Here is a 17119-nt window from a genome sequence, read left to right as displayed (position 1 = left end):
GGCCGGCGGCGTGGACATCTGGGAGCTCAGCAGGCGCCGGGCCGCCCACCGCGTCGCGCTCCTGCCCCAGTCGCCGCGCGCCCCCCCCACACACACACCGCAAGCGGAACGCGCCCGTCGCGAGGCCGTAGACTCGCCGGATGGCCAAGTACTTCGACGTGCACCCCGACAATCCCCAGCGCCGCACCATCACCAACGTGGCCGAGAGCATCCGGTCCGGCGCCCTCGTCGCCTATCCGACCGATTCGTGTTACGCCCTGGGCTGCCAGCTGGGCAGCCGTGACGGGATCGACCGCATCCGGTCGATCCGGAATCTCGACGACCGCCACCACTTCACCCTGGTGTGCCAGAACTTCGCGCAGCTCGGCCAGTTCGTCCAGGTCGACAACGACGTCTTCCGCACGATCAAGGCGGCGACGCCCGGGAGTTACACCTTCATCCTCCCCGCCACCAAAGAGGTGCCGCGGCAGTTGCTGCACCCCAAGAAGAAGACCGTCGGTGTCCGGATCCCGGATCACGCCGTCACTCAGGCGCTCCTGGAGGAGCTCGGGGAGCCGCTGCTCTCCAGCACGCTGCTCCTGCCGGACGAGGAGGAGCCGCTGACGCAGGGCTGGGAGATCAAGGAGCGCCTCGACCACGTCGTGGACATCGTGCTGGACTCCGGCGACTGCGGCACCGAGCCGACCACCGTCATCGACTTCTCCGGGGGCGAGCTGGAGGTCGTACGCCGGGGGGCCGGGGACGTCTCCCGGTTCGAGTAGCGCACCGCCCGCACGGTCACTCCGCGCTTCCGGCGCCCCCGCTGAGATGCGCGCACCCCCGGGTGCCTGGTTCGGTGGAGGTATCCGCTCCGCCCAGTGCCAGGGAGTGATCATGAGCGAGTCAGAGGACGTACGGAGCCGTCTCCAGCAGATGCGCGGCCGGGCCGAGGATCTCGTCAAGGCCGCCGAGCAGGCCACCGATCCCGCGGAGCGCCGGCGCCTCCAGGACGAGGCGCACCGGCTCGAATCCCGGAGTGCGCAGGTCAGCGGTATGGCGAGCGGGGACATCTACCCCATGGAGTAGTCCGGCTCCGCGGCTCCCGCAGGTGCGGGGCCGGGCGCCGCTTGCCGTCACCGCGGGGTCGTGTTAGTACCGGAAATGAGGTGACATGGGGTGGATACGCGGAGGGCGGGGCACGGGCTTCCCCTCCCCCGCCCCGCTCTCCGCCCGCGCTCCGCGAAGGGGAACCGGTGACGTACATGAGGTGGCAGCCGTTCCTGGAAGCCGTCCAGGAACGCGGCGATTATCCGTCGGGCCTGGAGGCGGAGCGGGCGTCCCGCGTGGTGCTGGCGCTGCTGGGGGCGCATCTGGTCGGGGAGGAGCGCAACGAGCTTGCCGCCCGGCTGCCGGAGACGTTCGCGCTCATCCTCCTGAACCCGTTGCAGGCCGCCGAGCCACTGAGCTCCGAGCGGTTCGTACGGGCGGTCTCCGCCTGGATCGAGGGCGCCAACGAGCGGACGGCGGCCTGGGACACGAGCGCCGTGCTCAGCGTGGTGGCCGATGCCGCCGGTGAGGAACTCCTCCAGCGTGTACTGCTGCAACTGCCCCCCGGGTACGACGTCCTGTTCGGCCACCCCACCGGCGGCTGACGCTCAGCCCAGGCCCGCGATCCGTGCGAGCCGCCGCATCGAGTCAGCCAGCCCCGCACGGTCGTAGGTGCTCGTGGTCACCAGCACCTCGTCCGCACCGGTCTCCTTGATCACCAGCTCCAGCCCGGCGGCCACGGTCTCCTCGGTGCCGGCCAGGTGGCCGCGCAGTCCGCTCTCGAACAGGCCCCGCTCCTTCTCCGTCATGGCCAGCGCCTCGATCCGCTCGGCCGGCGCCAACGGCGGGAAGGAGCCGTGCGTACGGGAGTACGCCATGGACCAGGCCTCGGGGACCAGCAGCCGCCGCGCCTCCTCCTCGGTGCCGGCGACCGCGACGGTGCCCGCCACGATCACATAGGGCTCCCGGGCCCACGCGGAAGGGCGGAAGCCGCTGCGGTAGTCCTCGACCGCTCTCACCAGTCTGTCGTGGCCGCGGAGGTCGCCGACGACGAGGGGCAGACCGGCAGCCGCGGCGATGGCGGCGCCTTCGCCGGTGGCCAGCACGTACGGAGGGATGCGCAGCCCCTCGGCGGGGCGGGCGTGGACCTGGGGGTGGGCCTGCTGCGTTCCGTCCAGCCACCCGAGGAGCTCGGCCAGCTGCGCGGCGAAGGCGCCGGCGTCCTCCTTGTCCCGGCCGAGGGCCCTGCGGATGCCGTCGGTGAAGCCGACCGAACGTCCGAGCCCCATGTCGATGCGGCCGGGGAAGAGCGACGCGAGCACCCCGAACTGCTCGGCCACGACGAGGGGCTGATGGTTCGGGAGCATCACACCGCCGGTGCCCACCCTGATGACCGAGGTCGCGGCGGCCACGGCGGCGGCCAGCACGGTCGGCGCCGAGCCGGCCACGCCTGGCACGCTGTGGTGCTCGGACACCCAGAACCGGTGGTAGCCGAGGGCCTCCGCGGTGCCCGCCAGAGTGACGGTGTCCCGCAGCGCCTGCGCGGCGTCGTGTCCCTCGCGGGTGCGGGAGCGGTCGAGGAAGGAGAACCGGGTCGATGCGATGGAAGAGCTCACTCCTGGTTCAACGCCCTCGGCGCGCCGGGATTCCCGCCGCCGCGCGGCAGGCGCCGCGAGTCGGCCGCACGCTCGGCACCGGGAAGCCGTCGTGTGCTCAGCGGCGTGCCGCGGCGGCGATCTCGGCGGGCGCGTCACGGAGTCCGAGGCGCAGGTGTTCGACGTGGTAGAGGGCCTGGTCGAGGAGTTCGGCGACGTGATGGTCGTACAGCGCGTACACGATGGAGCGCCCCTGGCGCTCGCCGGCGACCAGTCCGAGGTTCCGCAGGAGACGGAGCTGGTGGGAGCAGGCGGAAGGTTCCATCTCCACCGCTTCGGCGAGATCACCGACGGCGCAGGGGCCTTCCTGGAGGCGCGCCAGGATGCGCAGCCGGGAGGGGGTCGCGAGCGCCTGGAGCGTCGCGGCGACACCCGCCGCCCCTACGGCGTCGAGGCGCTCGCGGGTGGTGGCGGTCGTCTGCTCGTCGCGTCCGTGGCCCATGCCGACCATTCTACGGACGACACATGAAGACCTGTTCATATATTCCTGTACGGTGAGGGCGTCGTCGTTCCGCCGCCCGTGAGGGGTCGTTCCGTCATGCCCGCTGATGTCCTCCCGCGCCTCTCACGGGACTCCGCCGCCCGCGCCGGCGCGGCCCCCCGGCGCCGCACCCGCGTCCTCGCACTGACCGAGGCCCGCTGGGCAGGTGCGGCTCTGGCGCTCTTCCTGCTGGCACTCCCCCTGGAGCTCACCGGCGCCCCGGGATGGACATGGGGCCCGCTGTACGCCCTGGTGTACGCCGCGGGCGGGTGGGAGCCGGCCCTGTCGGGACTGCGGGAGCTGCGGGAGAAAGTCCTGGACGTGGACCTCCTGATGATCGTGGCCGCGCTCGGAGCGGCCTCGATCGGACAGGTGATGGACGGGGCCCTGCTGATCGTCATCTTCGCGACCTCCGGTGCGCTGGAGGCCCTGGCCACCGCACGCACCCGGGACGCGGTCCGAGGACTCCTGGACCTGGCTCCGGCCACCGCCTCCCGCGTCACCGGCGACGGCGGCGAGGAGAGCGTCGCCACGGGCGAGCTCGTGGCCGGCGACGTCATCCGGATCCGGCCCGGTGAGCGCGTCGGTGCCGACGGGCGGGTCATCGACGGCGCGAGCGAGGTCGACCAGGCCACGATCACCGGCGAGCCGCTGCCCAGCGCCAAGGAGCCCGGGGACGAGGTGTTCGCCGGGACGCTCAACGGCACGGGCACGATGAAGGTGGTCGTCGAGCGGGACGCCTCCCAATCGGTGATCGCCCGGATCGTGGCGATGACCGAGGAGGCCTCCCGGACGAAGGCCCCCACCCAGCTGTTCATCGAGAAGGTCGAGCAGCGCTACTCGCTCGGCATGGTGGCCGCCACCCTGGCCGTCTTCCTCGTACCCCTCGCCTTCGGCAGCGACGTGACGGGCAGTCTGCTGCGCGCCATGACCTTCATGATCGTGGCTTCCCCCTGCGCCGTGGTCCTGGCGACCATGCCACCCCTGCTCTCCGCCATGGCCAACGCGGGGCGCCACGGCGTCCTGGTCAAGTCCGCCGTCGTCATGGAGCGCCTCGGGCAGACCGACGCGGTGGCCCTCGACAAGACCGGCACCCTCACGGAGGGCGATCCGCGTGTCACCGGCGTCCATCCGCTGCCCGGTTCCGGGCTGACCGCGGACACGCTGCTGACCCTGGCCGCCGCCGCCGAGCATCCCAGCGAGCACCCACTGGCCCGTGCCGTCGTGAACGCCGCCCAGGAGCGCGGGCTGCCCCTGCCCGCCGCCTCGGACTTCACCTCGGCCCCGGGGACCGGCGTCGCGGCCGATGTCGGCGGACACCGGATCGCGGCCGGCTCCCCCGCCCGCCTCCTGCGCGACTCCTCCGCACCCGAGGCGGCCGGCGCTGCCGCGTCGGCCGCCGCCCTGGAGGAGACGGGATGCACGGCGGTGCTCGTCCTGCGTGACGGTCTGCCGGTCGGTGTGCTCGGGATCGCCGACCGCATCCGGAGCGACGCCTCCGCGACGGTCGCCGCCCTGGCCCGGCTGACCGACAGCTCTCCGGCACTGATGACCGGCGACCATCCGCGCTCCGCCGCCCGGCTGGCCACCGAGGCCGGCATCACCGATGTCCGTGCGGGGCTCCTCCCCGAGGACAAGGCGGCGGCCGTACAGGAGTGGGAGCGGGCCGGGCGCAAGGTGCTGGTCGTGGGCGACGGCGTCAACGACGCGCCCGCCCTGGCCGCCGCGCACATCGGGATCGCGATGGGGCGCGCGGGCTCCGACCTCGCGCTGGAGACCGCGGACGCCGTCATCATCCGTGACGAACTGGCGACCGTACCCACGGTGGTGGCCCTGTCCCGGGCGACCCGCCGACTGGTCGTGCAGAATCTGGTCATCGCCGGAGTGTTCATCTCGGGCCTGGTCATCTGGGATCTCGTCGGCCATCTGCCGCTGCCGCTGGGCGTCCTCGGGCACGAGGGCTCCACCGTCATCGTGGGTCTGAACGGCCTCCGGCTGCTGCGCGACTCGGCCTGGCGCCGCGCGGCCGGTCACGCCGGTGCGGCGTCACCGCCGAAGGCCCGGCCGGCCACCGCCATCGCCTGATACGACGTCAGCCACGCCCTACCGCGCGAGCGCCGGCCTGCCCGGCCGCACCACCCGACCCGCCGTCAGCCCGGCCCCTTATCGGGCGTAAGGTCCTGTTTGCCGTTAAAGTTCCCTCGTATCTGCATCACATGAGGGGACAAGATGACCAGCTCCCGCACAGGGACCGACGTCCCCGAAGGCCCCACCACCGCGGTGAAGATGACGCTGCTCACGCTCACCACCATGGTGGTGGGCTCGATGGTGGGCGCGGGGGTGTTCTCCCTCCCGTCACGCTTCGCGCAGGAGACGGGTGTCGCCGGGGCGCTGATCGCCTGGGCGATCGCCGGCACGGGCATGCTGATGCTCGCGTTCGTCTTCCAGACGCTGGCCGTACGCCGGCCGGATCTCGACGCCGGTGTCTACGCCTACGCCAAGGCGGGATTCGGCGAGTACCTCGGCTTCTTCTCCGCCTTCGGCTACTGGGCCAGTGCCTGTGTCGGCAACGTGACGTACTGGGTGCTGATCACGTCGACGATCGGAGCCGTGTGGCCGGCCCTGGGCGACGGCGACACCGTGCCGGCCGTCATCGTGTCCACGGCCGGCCTGTGGGCCTTCTACCTCCTCATCCGCCGGGGAGTGAAGGAGGCCGCGGCCATCAACAGGGTGGTGACCGTGGCCAAGGTGGTCCCGATCATCGTCTTCGTCATCCTCGCCCTGTTCTTCTTCGACGCGAAGGTCTTCGCCGACAACTTCGGCGGAGCCGACTACGCGGGCTCCCTGTTCAACCAGGTGCGCGGCACCATGCTGGCCACGGTGTTCGTCTTCCTCGGGGTGGAGGGAGCCAGCGTCTACTCGCGCCACGCGAAGCGCCGGGAGGACATCGGGCGAGCCACCGTCCTGGGGTTCCTCAGCGTCTTCGCCGTCTTCGCGTCCGTCACCATCGTGTCGTACGGCATCATGCCGATGGCCGACATCGCCGAGCTCCGCCAGCCGTCCATGGCAGCGGTCCTGGAGGAGGCGGTCGGGACCTGGGGGCAGGTCTTCGTGAGCGTGGGCCTGATCGTGTCCGTGCTCGGCGCCTATCTCGCCTGGACGCTGATGGCCGCCGAAGTCCTCTTCGTCGCCGCCAAGGACGACGACATGCCGCGCTTCCTGCGCCGCTCCAACCCCGCCGACGTGCCGGTGCCGGCGCTGCTGATGACGACCCTGCTGTCCCAGGTCGTCCTGATCATCACCCTCTTCTCGGAGGACGCGTTCAACTTCGCGCTCGATCTGACCAGTGCCCTGTCCCTGATCCCGTTCCTCCTCGCCGCCGCGTTCGCCGTCAAGATCATGGTGCGCCCGGACGACCTGACCAAGGGCCGGAGCCAGAGGCGCTACCTGGTCGTGAGCATCGTGGCGACGCTCTACACCGCCTTCCTCCTGTTCGCGGCCGGGCTGAAATTCGTCCTGGTCTCGTTCATCGTCTACGCCCCCGCCACGATCCTGTTCGCGATGGCCCGCAGGGAACAGGGCCGCCGGGTCTTCTCCCCCGCCGAACTCGTCATCTGCGCGGTCTCGGTCGCGGGGGCCGCGATCGGCGTGGCCGCACTGGCCTCCGGCTGGATCAGCCTCTGAAACGCCTCACCCCGTCCTTCCCGCACCTGCCCGGCCTCCACGAGCGGGCGAAGTGGCCCCCGACCGAAAGGCAGCCCCATGACGAACGCTTCCGCCGTGGACCCCGGCCTCGCGCACGGTGTCCATTCCGAAGTCGGCAGGCTACGCAAGGTGCTGGTCTGCGCGCCTGGCCTCGCGCACCGCCGGCTCACCCCGAGCAACGCCGACGACCTGCTGTTCGACGACGTGATGTGGGTGGACAACGCACAGCGTGACCACGCCGACTTCGTCGCCGAACTCCAGCGGGCCGGCGTCGAGGTGGTGGAGCTGCACGACCTGCTGGCCGCGACACTCTCTGACCCCGCGGCCAAGGCGTGGCTGCTCGACCGCAAGATCACCCCGAACGAGGTCGGCCCGGGGCTCGTCGACCCGACCCGTGCCTTTCTGGAGTCACTTGAGCCGCACGGGCTTGCGGAGTACATGATCGGCGGCATGGCCACCGCGGACCTGCCCGACGCGTACCGGTCCGGCTACCTCGCGCTCGCCCGGGAGTCGGCCGGGGCACGCGAGTACCTGATGCCGCCGCTGCCGAACACGCTCTACACCCGCGACACCACCTGCTGGCTGTACGGAGGGGTGACGCTCAACCCCCTGTACTGGCCCGCGCGTCACGACGAGACGCTCCTGATGAAGGCGGTCTACCGCTTCCATCCGGACTTCTCGGGTGCCAAGGTCTGGTGGGGCGACCCCGAGGTCGACTGGGGCCGGGCCACCTTCGAGGGCGGTGACATCATGCCCGTCGGTAACGGTGTCGTCCTCATGGGGATGAGCGAACGCACCTCACGGCAGGCCATCACCCAGGTCGCGGCCTCCCTGTTCAGCCAAGGAGCCGCCGAGCACGTCGTGGTGGCCGCCATGCCGAAGCTGAGGGCGGCCATGCACCTGGACACCGTCTTCACCTTCGCCGACCGCGACATCGTCACCGTCTATCCGAAGATCATGGACGCGGTCCACACCTTCTCCCTCCGTCCGAGCGACCTCGCACCCGGCGTCGAGGTCATCGACGAGGGATCGCGTCCGTTCACCGACGTCGTCGCCAGGAGCCTGGGCCTGCCCGCCCTGCGGGTGATCGGGACGGGCGGCGACGTGTACGCCTCCGAGCGCCAGCAGTGGGACAGCGGCAACAACGCCGTCGCCCTCGAACCGGGAGTCGTCTTCACCTACGACCGCAACACCCAGACCAACGATCTGCTGCGTGCGGCGGGGGTCGAGGTCATCACCATCGTCGGCGGTGAGCTGGGCCGCGGCCGGGGCGGCGGGCACTGCATGACCTGCCCGCTCATCCGCGAACCGGTGGCCTTCTGAGCACCCAGCGGGCCGGCTCGTCGGCCATCGCCTGGCAGGACGTGCCCGGCCGGCAGCCCTTACCGTGGAGTGGCCTTCGGGTCCCGCCGCCGGACCGACCCCCAGGAGCCCCCATGGCGGCGCTCAGCAGGTCCGGTACACGTGCCCCTCCTCCCCCGCGGGGAGCACATCGAGGTCCCGCAGGACGAGGGAGGCCCTGTCGGCCCACGCCGAGCAGCTCTCGTCGAAGCTCACGTCCCCCTCGCCCTCGTACTCGATCGCGAAGACACGGTCGTCGTACGCGTCGGCGTAGGCACCGCATTCGTCGAACTGGGCGCATTCCTCCGTCACCGCGAAGTCGAAGCCGATCGTGTCGTGCCGGTCGAGCAGGTCGGTGGTGTTCTTCTGCCCGATCGCGAGGCCGTCGCTGTGCGCCCGCGCCGCCAGCGCTTCGGCGAGGGCGGCGTTGTGATCCGCCGTCAGCTTGCCCTTCGAGCGTTCGAAGGAGTCGAGGTTGTCCGGCTCCACCGCCTGGAAACCGCTGTCCGCGCAGCCGTCGATCCATTCACCGACGATCTCCACGAGCTCGGCCCGCCCGGCCTCCGTCGAGGTGTCCAGAAGCACCTCGTCCCAGCCCTCGTCGATGACCGGCTCTCCGTCGTCGTCACGGAGCAGCAGGTCGGGGTGGGTGTCCTGCCACCACTCCAGCGCGCCGGGCTGCGTCTGGAAGGCGTTGACGTAGCAGACGTTGTACAGGCCGGGGGCCGGCTCGTCCTCACGGTCGCGCGATACGGCGCGCACTCCGTCAGGAGGCGTGTAGCCCCCGCCGATCTGATAGTCGAACTCCATGCCGGCGGTCGGCAGGACCACGTCGGCGGCCTTCGTCGGCTGCCCGGATCCGGCACCGGCGGATGAGCCGCTCGCGGCGGAGCATCCCATCAGCACACACGCTCCGAGAGCGGAGGCGAGGCCCGCTGCCACACCGAAGGCCGCGCGCCTGCGACGGAAGAGCGGGGAAAGGGTACGACCGGCCACACGTGTCTCCAGGTGTCGGGGATCCGGAGGAGGATCTGTCCATCCTCCGTCACCGCCTCTTCCGGCCGTGCACCGGGCAGCGGGGACCGTGGCCGGCCCCCTCAGGAATCGGCGGCACGCTCGTCCGCCGACTGCTGGGCCCGGTCGATCTCGGCCATGTGTTCCTCGGCCCACCGACGGACAGCGGCCAGGGGTACCTCCAGTGACTGGCCGAGATCGGTCAGGCCGTAGTACACGCGCGGCGGAACGCTGGACTCCACCCGCCGGCTGACGAGGCCGTCACGGCAGAGGGCCTGCAGTGTGACGGAGAGCATCTTCTGCGAGACACCGGCCATGCGCCGTTGCAGCTCGGCGAAGCGCACCTCGTCCGGGGAAGCGTCCGCCAGCACCTTGACGGCCATGGAGGTCCACTTCCCGCCGATCCGGTCGAGAAGCCGACGGGTCGGGCACAGCGGGTCGAACAGATCTCCGCGGGCGCCTACGGGCGGACGCGTGGTCCGAGGGGTCACCTGGAGCTCACCACCTGGGATGAAAGTGCGGTCTTGGCTGCTCCAGCCTAGTTACCTAACGTTCCCTTGTCACCATTGGTAACTCAAGGAGATCCACCGTGCCCCTCGCACCGAACCCCACCTCGCCCGGCCCGGTGCCGGGAACCGCGCTACGTCGCGTCTCCGTGAACGGCGTGGAACTCAATGTGGCGACCGCCGGCTCGGGGCCCGCCGTCCTGCTGCTCCACGGGTTTCCCCATACCTGGCGGCTGTGGACCGATGTGATGACCGGCCTCGCCGGACAGCACCGGGTGATCGCCCCCGACCTCCGGGGGCTCGGCGCGAGTTCGCGCGCTGCGGACGGATACGACGCCGGGACGCTCGCCGGGGACTTCCTGGCGCTCCTGGATGCGTGCGGCGAGAGGTCCGCGGCCGTGATCGGGATCGACGCCGGCACCCCGCCCGCCTTCCTGATGGCCATGCGCAGCCCCGGGCGCGTCAGGCGGCTGGTGCTCATGGAGTCGCTGCTGGGCCCGCTCCCCGGCGCGGAAGGGTTCCTGGCGGGAGGTGCGCCGTGGTGGTTCGGCTTCCATTCGGCGCCGGGCCTCGCGGAGACCGTGCTGCCGGGCAACGAGGCCGCGTACGTCGACTGGTTCCTGGATCAGGGCACCCTGGGCGCGGGCATCGCACCGGAGATCCGGGACGCCTTCGTCAGTGCGTACACCGGCCCCGAGGCCCTGCGGTGCGCGTTCGCCCACTACCGCGCCATGTCCACGAGCGGCGGGCAGATCCGGGAGGCCGTGGACGCCGGCCGGCTCTCGGTACCCACGATGGCGATCGGCGCCCGGCCGGTGGGGCGTTCGCTGGAACAGCAGTTGCGCCCGGTCGCCGACGATCTCACCGGTCACGTGGTCGAGGACTGCGGTCACATGATCCCGCTGCACCGGCCCGGGGCACTCCTCGATCTGGTGCGTCCGTTCCTCGCCTGAGAGGCTGTCCACCCGGAGGATCCTCCCGGAAGCTCTGATGCCTGCGGCAGCACCTCAGTGTTCGTGCGTGAAGGTCTCGAGATCCTTCCGGTCGTCTGCCGCGCCGGCCTTCTCCACCTCGGCGACCCGGGCGAGAAGCTCCTGCCGGCCGATGGCGTCGGTGCGCGTCGAGGGGACGGTGCAGGCGTAGGCGCCGGCCACCGTCCCGTAGAGGGCGCAGCGCCGGGGGTGTTCCCCGCTCAGCAGGCCGAGGAGGAACCCGGAGGCGAAGGCGTCACCGGCGCCGTTGGAGTCCACCACCGGAGCGGGCGGAGTGACGGCGGGGGTGTGCGTCAGCTCGCCGTCGAACAGCAGGTACGACCCGTCGGCGCCCGCGGTCGCGACCACGGTCCGGGCCCTGCCCCGGTCGGCGATGTCACGCATGGTGCTCTCCGGGTCGGTCAGGGCAGTGGTGGACAGGAACACGTGGTCCGCCTGGAGGGCGAACGGCTCGTGGTAGGTGTCTTCGCCGTCCCAGTCGTGCAGATCGGTCGAGACGCTCACCCCGGCCTCGCGGAGCACCGGGAGCGTGAAGGCGCACGGAGGCGTGATGACGACGTGGGCGTGGCGGGCCGCAGCGACGAGTTCACGGACCGTCGCCTCCTCGAACCGGTCCGATTTCTGCGAGCGGGCGGCGTCGTACAGGGACAGCCGTCGCCCGTCCGGGCCGACGAGGTTGACGGCGCGTTTGGTTCCGCCCGGCAGGGGTGCCTCGGTGAGCGGGATGCCCCGGTCCCGGTGGAGGGCGCGGACCAGGTCCCCTTCGTGGTCGTCGCCGATGACGTCGAGGTGGTGGGTACGCAGGCCGAGGGCGTGCAGACCGAGGCGACGAAGTCTCCGCTCTGTCCCGCGCGGGTCTCGATGCCTGGCCGGATCATGTAACTGTCCGCGAAGGGGAGCGGGAGTGCAGGGACATGGACGATGGTGTCCACGCCCGCGCCGCCCAGGACGAGAACGTCGGTCTGCTGGTGCATGTGGGTGGTCGGGCCCTTCGCTTCGGGGGGGGGTGCTCATGGCGGTGCCGTTCGGCCCACGACGCGCAGGACGGAGCGCGCTCAGTCCTGCGCGTCGTGGGCCCGTGATGCGCCCGGTCAGCCCGCCTGGGCTCCGGTGTGCAGCGCCAGAGCCCCGCGGGCCGGCACCGTGGCCCGGACGGTGCCGTCGTCGCCGACCGTGACGGTGTTGCCGTCGCAGGCATCGGGCGAGGCGGCTGCGACGTTGCAGTAGGTGCCGCCGGGCAGCGAGGTCGTGAAGGTCTCCTCCAGGGCGCCGTCCGCGTTGTTGAGGGCGACGAACCCCTTGTCCCCACGGCCGAACGCGATCGCGCTGCCGCCGTTGTCCCACCAGCCGGTCAGCTCGGCGGAACCCACCTCGTTGCGGAAGCCGACCATGCCGGTGACGGCCTGCCGGGTGTGGGTGTCCGTCCAGCCGTCGCCGGCGCTCGGCGGGCCGGCGTCCTTGTCCGACCACTCGTAGCCGGAGTAGACGTTCGGTGAACCGTACGGCGAGGCGAGCATGAAGACGTTGGCGAGCGTGTAGACCGCGCCGTCCTTGTAGGTCAGGGTCGAGCCGTTGCGCTCGGTGTCCCAGTTGTCGACGAACGTACGGGCGGAGTCGCTGCTCAGCTTGCCTTCGGCGACGGACTTCAACCGGTCGATGCCGCCTCCCTGGAAGGCGCTCTTGAGGTGGCCTCCGTAACGGAATTCGTCGACGTCGCCGATTCCGGCGTACTCCTCGGGCTGCACGGCTTCCCCGCCGCCGTGGATGACCTCGGAGACCCAGAATCCGGGATCGCTCATCTTCGCCTTGATGGCCGCCACATCGTCGGCCGCCATGTGCTTGGCCGCGTCGATGCGGAAGCCGTCGACACCCATCGACCGCAGGTCGTCGAGGTACGCGGCGATGGTGGAGCGGACCTCCTCCTTGCCGGTGTCGAGGTCGGACAGCCCCACCAGTTCGCAGTTCTGCACGTCGCTGCGGCTGGTGTAGTCCTTGATGGCGCTACGGCAGGCGTGGAAGTCGGCGTCCTCGAAGTAACCGGGGTAGCCGTACTTCGTGTAGGCGGTCCCTCCCGTGCCCGTCCCGGACCCGGCGGCCATGTGGTTGACGACGGCGTCGGCGACGACCTTCACCCCGGCGGTGTGACAGGCCTCCACCATGGCGGCGAACGCGTCGCGGTCTCCCAGACGGCCCGCGATCCTGTAACTGACCGGCTGGTACGAGGTCCACCACTGGTCACCCTGGATGTGCTCGGTGGCAGGTGACACCTGTACGTAGCCGTAACCGGCGGGGCCGAGCCGGCCGGTGCAGGCGGACGCCACGTCCGCGTACGGCCGTTCGAACATCGTGACGGTGACGGTCTTCTCGCCGGGCGGTGTCGCCTGCGACTGCCAGGGGGCGAGCAGGGTGAGACCGGCGACGGTCATGACTCCGGCCAGCGTTCCGCCGATCAGGCGGAATCGGTGCTGCATGTGCGGCTCCTTCGACGACAGGGCACAGCTGTGCCCTCGAAGACAGCCACGCGCCAGGCTGCCGTGGGGGGAACGTGTCGGAGCCTGCCGCCCGGCACGCACCGCCGTCAAGGATTTCTGCAAGCCCTTTCAGATTCTTGCGCAAGGTGAACGGGACACCGTCTACCGTCAGTTCACCCCTCGGAAGGCGGCCGGGGGTAGCGGCAGCAACTCCGCCGCACGCCGCAGTTCCACGGCGTGCCGGGCCAGCTCCGGTTCGCCGCCGCGGTCCGCCGGCATGGACGCCATCAGTGCGAGCCGGTCGCGCCAGCTGCTGCCCGCGAGCGGCACGGCGACCGTGTTCATCCCCGGCACCCACTCCCCGGCACTCTCGGCACGTCCGAGGGTACGGATTCCGGCCAGCTCGGCGAGCAGGGCTTCACGGGAGACGGGGGTGTGGCCGGCCACGCCGGGAAGCCGTTCCTCCGGGTAGAGGGCGCAGACCTGTTCGGTGGTCAGCTGGGCGAGGAGCACCTTGCCCGCCGAGGTGGCGTGGGCGGGGTGGGCACGGCCGGGCTCCAGGACGGCGCGCACGGGGTGCGGCGATTCCCGGCCATCCGTGATGATCACCTGGTCGCCGATCAGGGCGGCCGTGGCGATCGTCTCCCCGGTGGCGGCGGCGGCCGCGTCCAGCACCGCCTGGAGCCGCGCCCGGACCCCGGGGTCGTAACCGGCCGGGCGGCCCAGGGCGACCAGTTCGGGCCCCGCGGAGTAGCCCCGGCCCGAGGTGTCACGGGTGGCGAAGCCTCGCGACTCGAGAGTGCTGAGCACCCGGTGCGCGGTGGACCGGGCCACTTCCAGCTCCCTGGCGGCGTCGGTGACCGACAGGGTGTCGTGGGTGAGGAAGAGACGCATCAGACGCAGGCCTGTGTCCAATGACTCGATGATGTAGCTCCTGGGCTCGGCCACGGAATCCTCTCGGTCGCGTCACAGGGGCCGTGTGCGTGGTGCGGCGCCCTGGCACCCATGATTCCGGGCCGTGCCGACGGTGGCGCAACCGCGGTCGACGGACGGCCCTCTCCGCCCCCACCGCGGAGCCGTGCGCCCCGGAGCCGCCCGGCCACAGGGCCTCACCTTCAACGTTTCTTAGGTTAGGCTAAGTTACCCGCCCTGGGATCGCCGGGGACACGTGTGCCATTGATGGAGGCAGCTGACCCATGGACGTGGTCGTCGTCAAGTTCGGCGGCAACGCCATGGTGGACGCGGACCTCCAGCGGTCCTTCGCACACGACGTGGTGGAGCTGTGGCGCGCGGGGCTGCGCCCCGTGGTCGTGCACGGGGGCGGGCCCCAGATCAACGCGATGCTGGAGCGCCTCGGCCTGGAGACACGTTTCGAGGCAGGTCTGCGGGTGACCACGCCGGAGACCATGGAGGTGGTGCGCATGGTGCTGACGGGCGGGGTCCAGCGAGAACTCGTGGGCCACATCAACGCCCATGGCCCCCTCGCCGTCGGAATGTCGGGCGAGGACGCGCACACCATGACGGCGGTCCGACGGCCGGCATGGGTGGACGGCCGGCCCGTGGACATCGGACTCGTCGGTGACGTCGTGGCCGTGAACCCGGGCATGCTGCGCACACTCCTGGATCAGGGACACATCCCGGTGGTCTCTCCCGTCGCCCGCGGCGAGGGCGGGCACATCTACAACGTCAACGCCGATCTGGCGGCGTCGGCCCTGGCGGTCGCCCTCGACGCCGAGCGGCTGGTGATACTCACCGATGTGGAAGGGCTCTACGCGAACTGGCCGGAGAGCTCCGAGGTGATCGAGCGGGTGACCGCCGACGCGCTGCAGGAACTGCTGCCGGGGCTGGCGAGCGGCATGCTGCCCAAGATGGAAGGCTGCCTGCGGGCGGTCCGCGGCGGCGTGCGCAGGGCCCATGTGCTCGACGGCCGCGTGCCGCACGCGGTGCTGCTGGGTGCGCTCGACGAGACCGGTCCCGGGACGACGGTCGTACCCGACGGGGCCGGGCCGAGAGCCACGGCCGTACCCGGCGGGGCCGGCGTCAGGCGTCCGCCCCGGGCCGCGCACCCCTCCCCCGCCGCCGCCGACCGGAGTTGACGTCCTGTGCTCACCGAGTGAGCGCGAGAATCCGCGCGTCGCGCCGGGGATCCAGCGACTGCACCCACGACAGAGGTGCGGGAGGCGCGGTCGCGGGCGTGAACCCGTGGCGCAGGAAGAGCGCGCCGTCGCCGGTCGTCGCGGTGTACAGGGCCCCGAGGCCCTGGTCACGGGACCGGGCCAGCGCGGCACGCAGGAGGCGGGCCCCCACTCCGCGCCCCTGCCGGTGCCCGGCCACGCAGAAGTTGTACAGCACGCCCGCGGGACCCCGGTCCCCCACGTCGTCCGGGTAGACCCGCAGGCCGAGGCAGCCTTCGAGGGAGCCTCCGCGGCCCTCCGCCACCAGGAAGTCCGCCGCGCGTGCCGCGTAGAGCGCGAGCGGCCGCTCACGCAAGGCCCCCGAGCGGACGAACGGCCGGGCCAGGTCAGCGAGTGCGGCAGCGTCCGCCTCCAGCCCGGGACGCAGAAGGGGCGGTGTCGCACGCAGCTCGTGCGGCAGGGGGACGGATCGCGGCGTGACCGTGGTCAAGGCCGCTCCTCACCCGGTCGCGGACGGATTGCTCGGCAGGACATGGATGGACCGTTCACAGATGGGCGGGGGATGGAATCGAAGACGGGGATTAGGTTAGGCTCACCTAATCATCGCGAGCTTCTCTCTGCAACTCCCCTCTTCCAAGGAGACGTTCATGCCCCTCAGCGGCTCCGGCGGGCCAGCCATGAGCGAACCCGCGCCCCTGCTCGCGGCCGGCTCGGAGGACGCGTTCGGCGTGTTCGGGCTGCCCGGCAGCCCCGGCTCCGACGCGTTCTGGGCGGGCGCGCGGTCGCCCTCGTCGGTGCCCGGCGACGACGGCGGCTGGGTGACGTTGTTCCTGTGGCGCGGGTCGCCCGCGACCATCGATTTCGAGAGCTGGTCGAAGCCTCTTCCCCTGCGACGGTGGAGCGACACCGACTGCTGGTACGCCGAGGTGCGCATGCCCCCGCGACTGCGGGTGACCTACCGGTTCCTCGCGGACGACGCGGCGTACGCCGATCCGTTGAACCCGGTCGGGGCAGGCGGTGACCGGTCCCTCGCCGCGACGCCGGACGCCCCCCACCACCCGCACTGGCCCTCCGTGGGTGCCGACGACGTCCTGCCCGTGCCGAAGGCCCGTATCCGCTGGGCGGGCGGCCGGCTCGGCGGACGCCGCACCCTGCGGGTCCATCCGGTGGGCGGCGGCGGTCCGGTGGTCCTGCTGCTCGACGGCGACGACTGGCTGTATCTCCATCCCGCCATGACCGCGTTCGACTCGGCCTTCGCAGCCGGTGAGATGCCGGCCGTCACCCTGGTCTTCCTGCCCGCCAAGGACAGGGCTGCCGAGTTCACGTGCAGGCCCGAGCTGTGGGAGGCGGTCCGGGACGAACTGCCGCAACTCGTGGCGGAGTCCGGTGTGCCCGCCGACTGGGACCGGCTGGTGGTCGCCGGACAGAGCCTCGGCGGGCTGAGCGCGATGTACGCGGCACTGGAGTTCCCCGGTCTGGTCTCCCGCGTCGCCTGTCAGTCCCCGTCGTTCTGGTGGGCGCCCGCGGCCCTGGACCGGACGGACCTCCTGGAGGGCCCGGTGGGCGGCGCCATCGCCGCGCGGCTGCGGGAGCGCCCCGACCTCTCCGGGCTGAGGATCGCCTTCGACGTGGGGGAGCACGAGACGCGTATGCTCCCCCACTGCGAGCTCGCCGAGACCCTGACCGGACAGGCCGGTGCGGCCGTGCGCGTCTCACGTTCGGCTTCGGGTCACGACCGGGCGGGCTGGCGGCACGCGCTCGTCAGGGACGTCGCCTGGGCGCTCGCCCCGTAG

Annotated in this window: 16 protein-coding genes and 2 pseudogenes; 10 read left to right on the top strand and 8 right to left on the bottom strand. The window is 71.5% G+C overall.

Annotated features, from left to right (window positions below; translation table 11 throughout):
• From fecE to ACZ32T_RS22275, 4 genes and pseudogenes are all read left to right on the top strand, one after another.
• Window positions 1–97: pseudogene (gene fecE, locus ACZ32T_RS22290) on the top strand (Fe(3+) dicitrate ABC transporter ATP-binding protein FecE); the annotation flags it as partial.
• 43 nt (window positions 98–140) lie between these two features.
• Window positions 141–761, top strand: a complete 621-nt coding sequence (locus tag ACZ32T_RS22285; RefSeq protein ID WP_467270983.1) for an L-threonylcarbamoyladenylate synthase — start codon at window positions 141–143, stop codon at window positions 759–761.
• 112 nt (window positions 762–873) lie between these two features.
• Window positions 874–1065 (top strand): DUF6381 family protein, encoded by a 192-nt coding sequence (locus ACZ32T_RS22280; RefSeq protein WP_467270985.1) that lies wholly within the window; start codon window positions 874–876, stop codon window positions 1063–1065.
• 176 nt (window positions 1066–1241) lie between these two features.
• On the top strand, window positions 1242–1631 hold the full coding sequence (locus tag ACZ32T_RS22275) for a DUF2267 domain-containing protein (protein ID WP_467368561.1): 390 nt from the start codon (window positions 1242–1244) through the stop codon (window positions 1629–1631).
• 3 nt (window positions 1632–1634) lie between these two features.
• Here ACZ32T_RS22275 and ACZ32T_RS22270 read toward each other — a convergent pair whose 3' ends face one another.
• Both ACZ32T_RS22270 and ACZ32T_RS22265 read right to left on the bottom strand, forming a co-directional pair.
• Complete coding sequence (locus tag ACZ32T_RS22270; RefSeq protein WP_467270987.1) at window positions 1635–2642, bottom strand: MsnO8 family LLM class oxidoreductase; 1008 nt, start codon at window positions 2640–2642, stop codon at window positions 1635–1637.
• Between the two features lie 97 nt (window positions 2643–2739).
• Window positions 2740–3123 carry an ArsR/SmtB family transcription factor gene (locus ACZ32T_RS22265; RefSeq protein WP_467368540.1) on the bottom strand — a complete coding sequence of 128 codons (384 nt, stop codon included), beginning with the start codon at window positions 3121–3123 and terminating at the stop codon, window positions 2740–2742.
• 96 nt (window positions 3124–3219) lie between these two features.
• Here ACZ32T_RS22265 and ACZ32T_RS22260 point away from each other — a divergent pair, with 96 nt between their 5' ends.
• The 3 genes from ACZ32T_RS22260 to ACZ32T_RS22250 all read left to right on the top strand — a co-directional run bounded on the left by ACZ32T_RS22260 (window position 3220) and on the right by ACZ32T_RS22250 (window position 8190).
• Window positions 3220–5247: a heavy metal translocating P-type ATPase gene (locus ACZ32T_RS22260; RefSeq protein WP_467368539.1), complete on the top strand. Its 2028-nt coding sequence runs from the start codon at window positions 3220–3222 to the stop codon at window positions 5245–5247.
• A gap of 144 nt (window positions 5248–5391) precedes the next feature.
• On the top strand, window positions 5392–6846 hold the full coding sequence (locus tag ACZ32T_RS22255; protein ID WP_467368538.1) for a basic amino acid/polyamine antiporter: 1455 nt from the start codon (window positions 5392–5394) through the stop codon (window positions 6844–6846).
• Window positions 6847–6924: 78 nt separating this feature from the next.
• Window positions 6925–8190 (top strand): arginine deiminase, encoded by a 1266-nt coding sequence (locus tag ACZ32T_RS22250; protein WP_467270995.1) that lies wholly within the window; start codon window positions 6925–6927, stop codon window positions 8188–8190.
• 123 nt (window positions 8191–8313) lie between these two features.
• Here the strand turns inward: ACZ32T_RS22250 and ACZ32T_RS22245 are convergent, their stop codons facing one another.
• Together ACZ32T_RS22245 and ACZ32T_RS22240 are read right to left on the bottom strand one after the other, a co-directional pair.
• Window positions 8314–9204, bottom strand: a complete 891-nt coding sequence (locus tag ACZ32T_RS22245; RefSeq protein WP_467270997.1) for an endo alpha-1,4 polygalactosaminidase — start codon at window positions 9202–9204, stop codon at window positions 8314–8316.
• 101 nt (window positions 9205–9305) lie between these two features.
• Window positions 9306–9713, bottom strand: a complete 408-nt coding sequence (locus ACZ32T_RS22240) for a winged helix-turn-helix transcriptional regulator (protein WP_467270999.1) — start codon at window positions 9711–9713, stop codon at window positions 9306–9308.
• A gap of 98 nt (window positions 9714–9811) precedes the next feature.
• Between ACZ32T_RS22240 and ACZ32T_RS22235 the strand changes: the two genes are divergently transcribed.
• Window positions 9812–10681 (top strand): alpha/beta fold hydrolase, encoded by an 870-nt coding sequence (locus ACZ32T_RS22235; protein WP_467368536.1) that lies wholly within the window; start codon window positions 9812–9814, stop codon window positions 10679–10681.
• A gap of 54 nt (window positions 10682–10735) precedes the next feature.
• On the opposite strand, the pseudogene ACZ32T_RS22230 reads toward ACZ32T_RS22235, so the two are convergent.
• The 3 genes and pseudogenes from ACZ32T_RS22230 to ACZ32T_RS22220 all read right to left on the bottom strand — a co-directional run bounded on the left by ACZ32T_RS22230 (window position 10736) and on the right by ACZ32T_RS22220 (window position 14139).
• Window positions 10736–11694: pseudogene (locus ACZ32T_RS22230) on the bottom strand (adenosine kinase).
• 117 nt (window positions 11695–11811) lie between these two features.
• On the bottom strand, window positions 11812–13191 hold the full coding sequence (locus ACZ32T_RS22225; protein WP_467368534.1) for an alpha-amylase: 1380 nt from the start codon (window positions 13189–13191) through the stop codon (window positions 11812–11814).
• Between the two features lie 168 nt (window positions 13192–13359).
• Window positions 13360–14139 (bottom strand): IclR family transcriptional regulator, encoded by a 780-nt coding sequence (locus tag ACZ32T_RS22220; protein WP_467368532.1) that lies wholly within the window; start codon window positions 14137–14139, stop codon window positions 13360–13362.
• Window positions 14140–14387: 248 nt separating this feature from the next.
• Between ACZ32T_RS22220 and argB the strand changes: the two genes are divergently transcribed.
• Window positions 14388–15287 carry an acetylglutamate kinase gene (gene argB, locus ACZ32T_RS22215; RefSeq protein WP_467368531.1) on the top strand — a complete coding sequence of 300 codons (900 nt, stop codon included), beginning with the start codon at window positions 14388–14390 and terminating at the stop codon, window positions 15285–15287.
• A gap of 10 nt (window positions 15288–15297) precedes the next feature.
• On the opposite strand, the gene ACZ32T_RS22210 is transcribed toward argB, so the two are convergent.
• Window positions 15298–15816 carry a GNAT family N-acetyltransferase gene (locus ACZ32T_RS22210; protein WP_467368529.1) on the bottom strand — a complete coding sequence of 173 codons (519 nt, stop codon included), beginning with the start codon at window positions 15814–15816 and terminating at the stop codon, window positions 15298–15300.
• Window positions 15817–16003: 187 nt separating this feature from the next.
• On the opposite strand from ACZ32T_RS22210, the gene ACZ32T_RS22205 reads away from it, so the two are divergent.
• Window positions 16004–17119 carry an alpha/beta hydrolase-fold protein gene (locus ACZ32T_RS22205; protein ID WP_467368559.1) on the top strand — a complete coding sequence of 372 codons (1116 nt, stop codon included), beginning with the start codon at window positions 16004–16006 and terminating at the stop codon, window positions 17117–17119.

This window comes from Streptomyces sp. NPDC023573, from assembly GCF_055559735.1.
The sequence above is the reverse complement of the archived record's forward strand: the minus strand, read 5'-3'. Positions and strand labels throughout refer to the sequence as shown.

Excerpts from the sequence above, each read along its gene's own strand:
- ACZ32T_RS22255 (WP_467368538.1), top strand. The coding sequence starts at position 5,392 with ATGACCAGCTCCCGCACAGGGACCGACGTCCCCGAAGGCCCCACCACC.
- ACZ32T_RS22225 (WP_467368534.1), bottom strand. The coding sequence starts at position 13,191 with ATGCAGCACCGATTCCGCCTGATCGGCGGAACGCTGGCCGGAGTCATG.
- ACZ32T_RS22275 (WP_467368561.1), top strand. The coding sequence starts at position 1,242 with ATGAGGTGGCAGCCGTTCCTGGAAGCCGTCCAGGAACGCGGCGATTAT.
- ACZ32T_RS22265 (WP_467368540.1), bottom strand. The coding sequence starts at position 3,123 with ATGGGCCACGGACGCGACGAGCAGACGACCGCCACCACCCGCGAGCGC.
- ACZ32T_RS22280 (WP_467270985.1), top strand. The coding sequence starts at position 874 with ATGAGCGAGTCAGAGGACGTACGGAGCCGTCTCCAGCAGATGCGCGGC.
- ACZ32T_RS22205 (WP_467368559.1), top strand. The coding sequence starts at position 16,004 with ATGAGCGAACCCGCGCCCCTGCTCGCGGCCGGCTCGGAGGACGCGTTC.
- ACZ32T_RS22260 (WP_467368539.1), top strand. The coding sequence starts at position 3,220 with ATGCCCGCTGATGTCCTCCCGCGCCTCTCACGGGACTCCGCCGCCCGC.
- argB (WP_467368531.1), top strand. The coding sequence starts at position 14,388 with ATGGACGTGGTCGTCGTCAAGTTCGGCGGCAACGCCATGGTGGACGCG.
- ACZ32T_RS22285 (WP_467270983.1), top strand. The coding sequence starts at position 141 with ATGGCCAAGTACTTCGACGTGCACCCCGACAATCCCCAGCGCCGCACC.
- ACZ32T_RS22250 (WP_467270995.1), top strand. The coding sequence starts at position 6,925 with ATGACGAACGCTTCCGCCGTGGACCCCGGCCTCGCGCACGGTGTCCAT.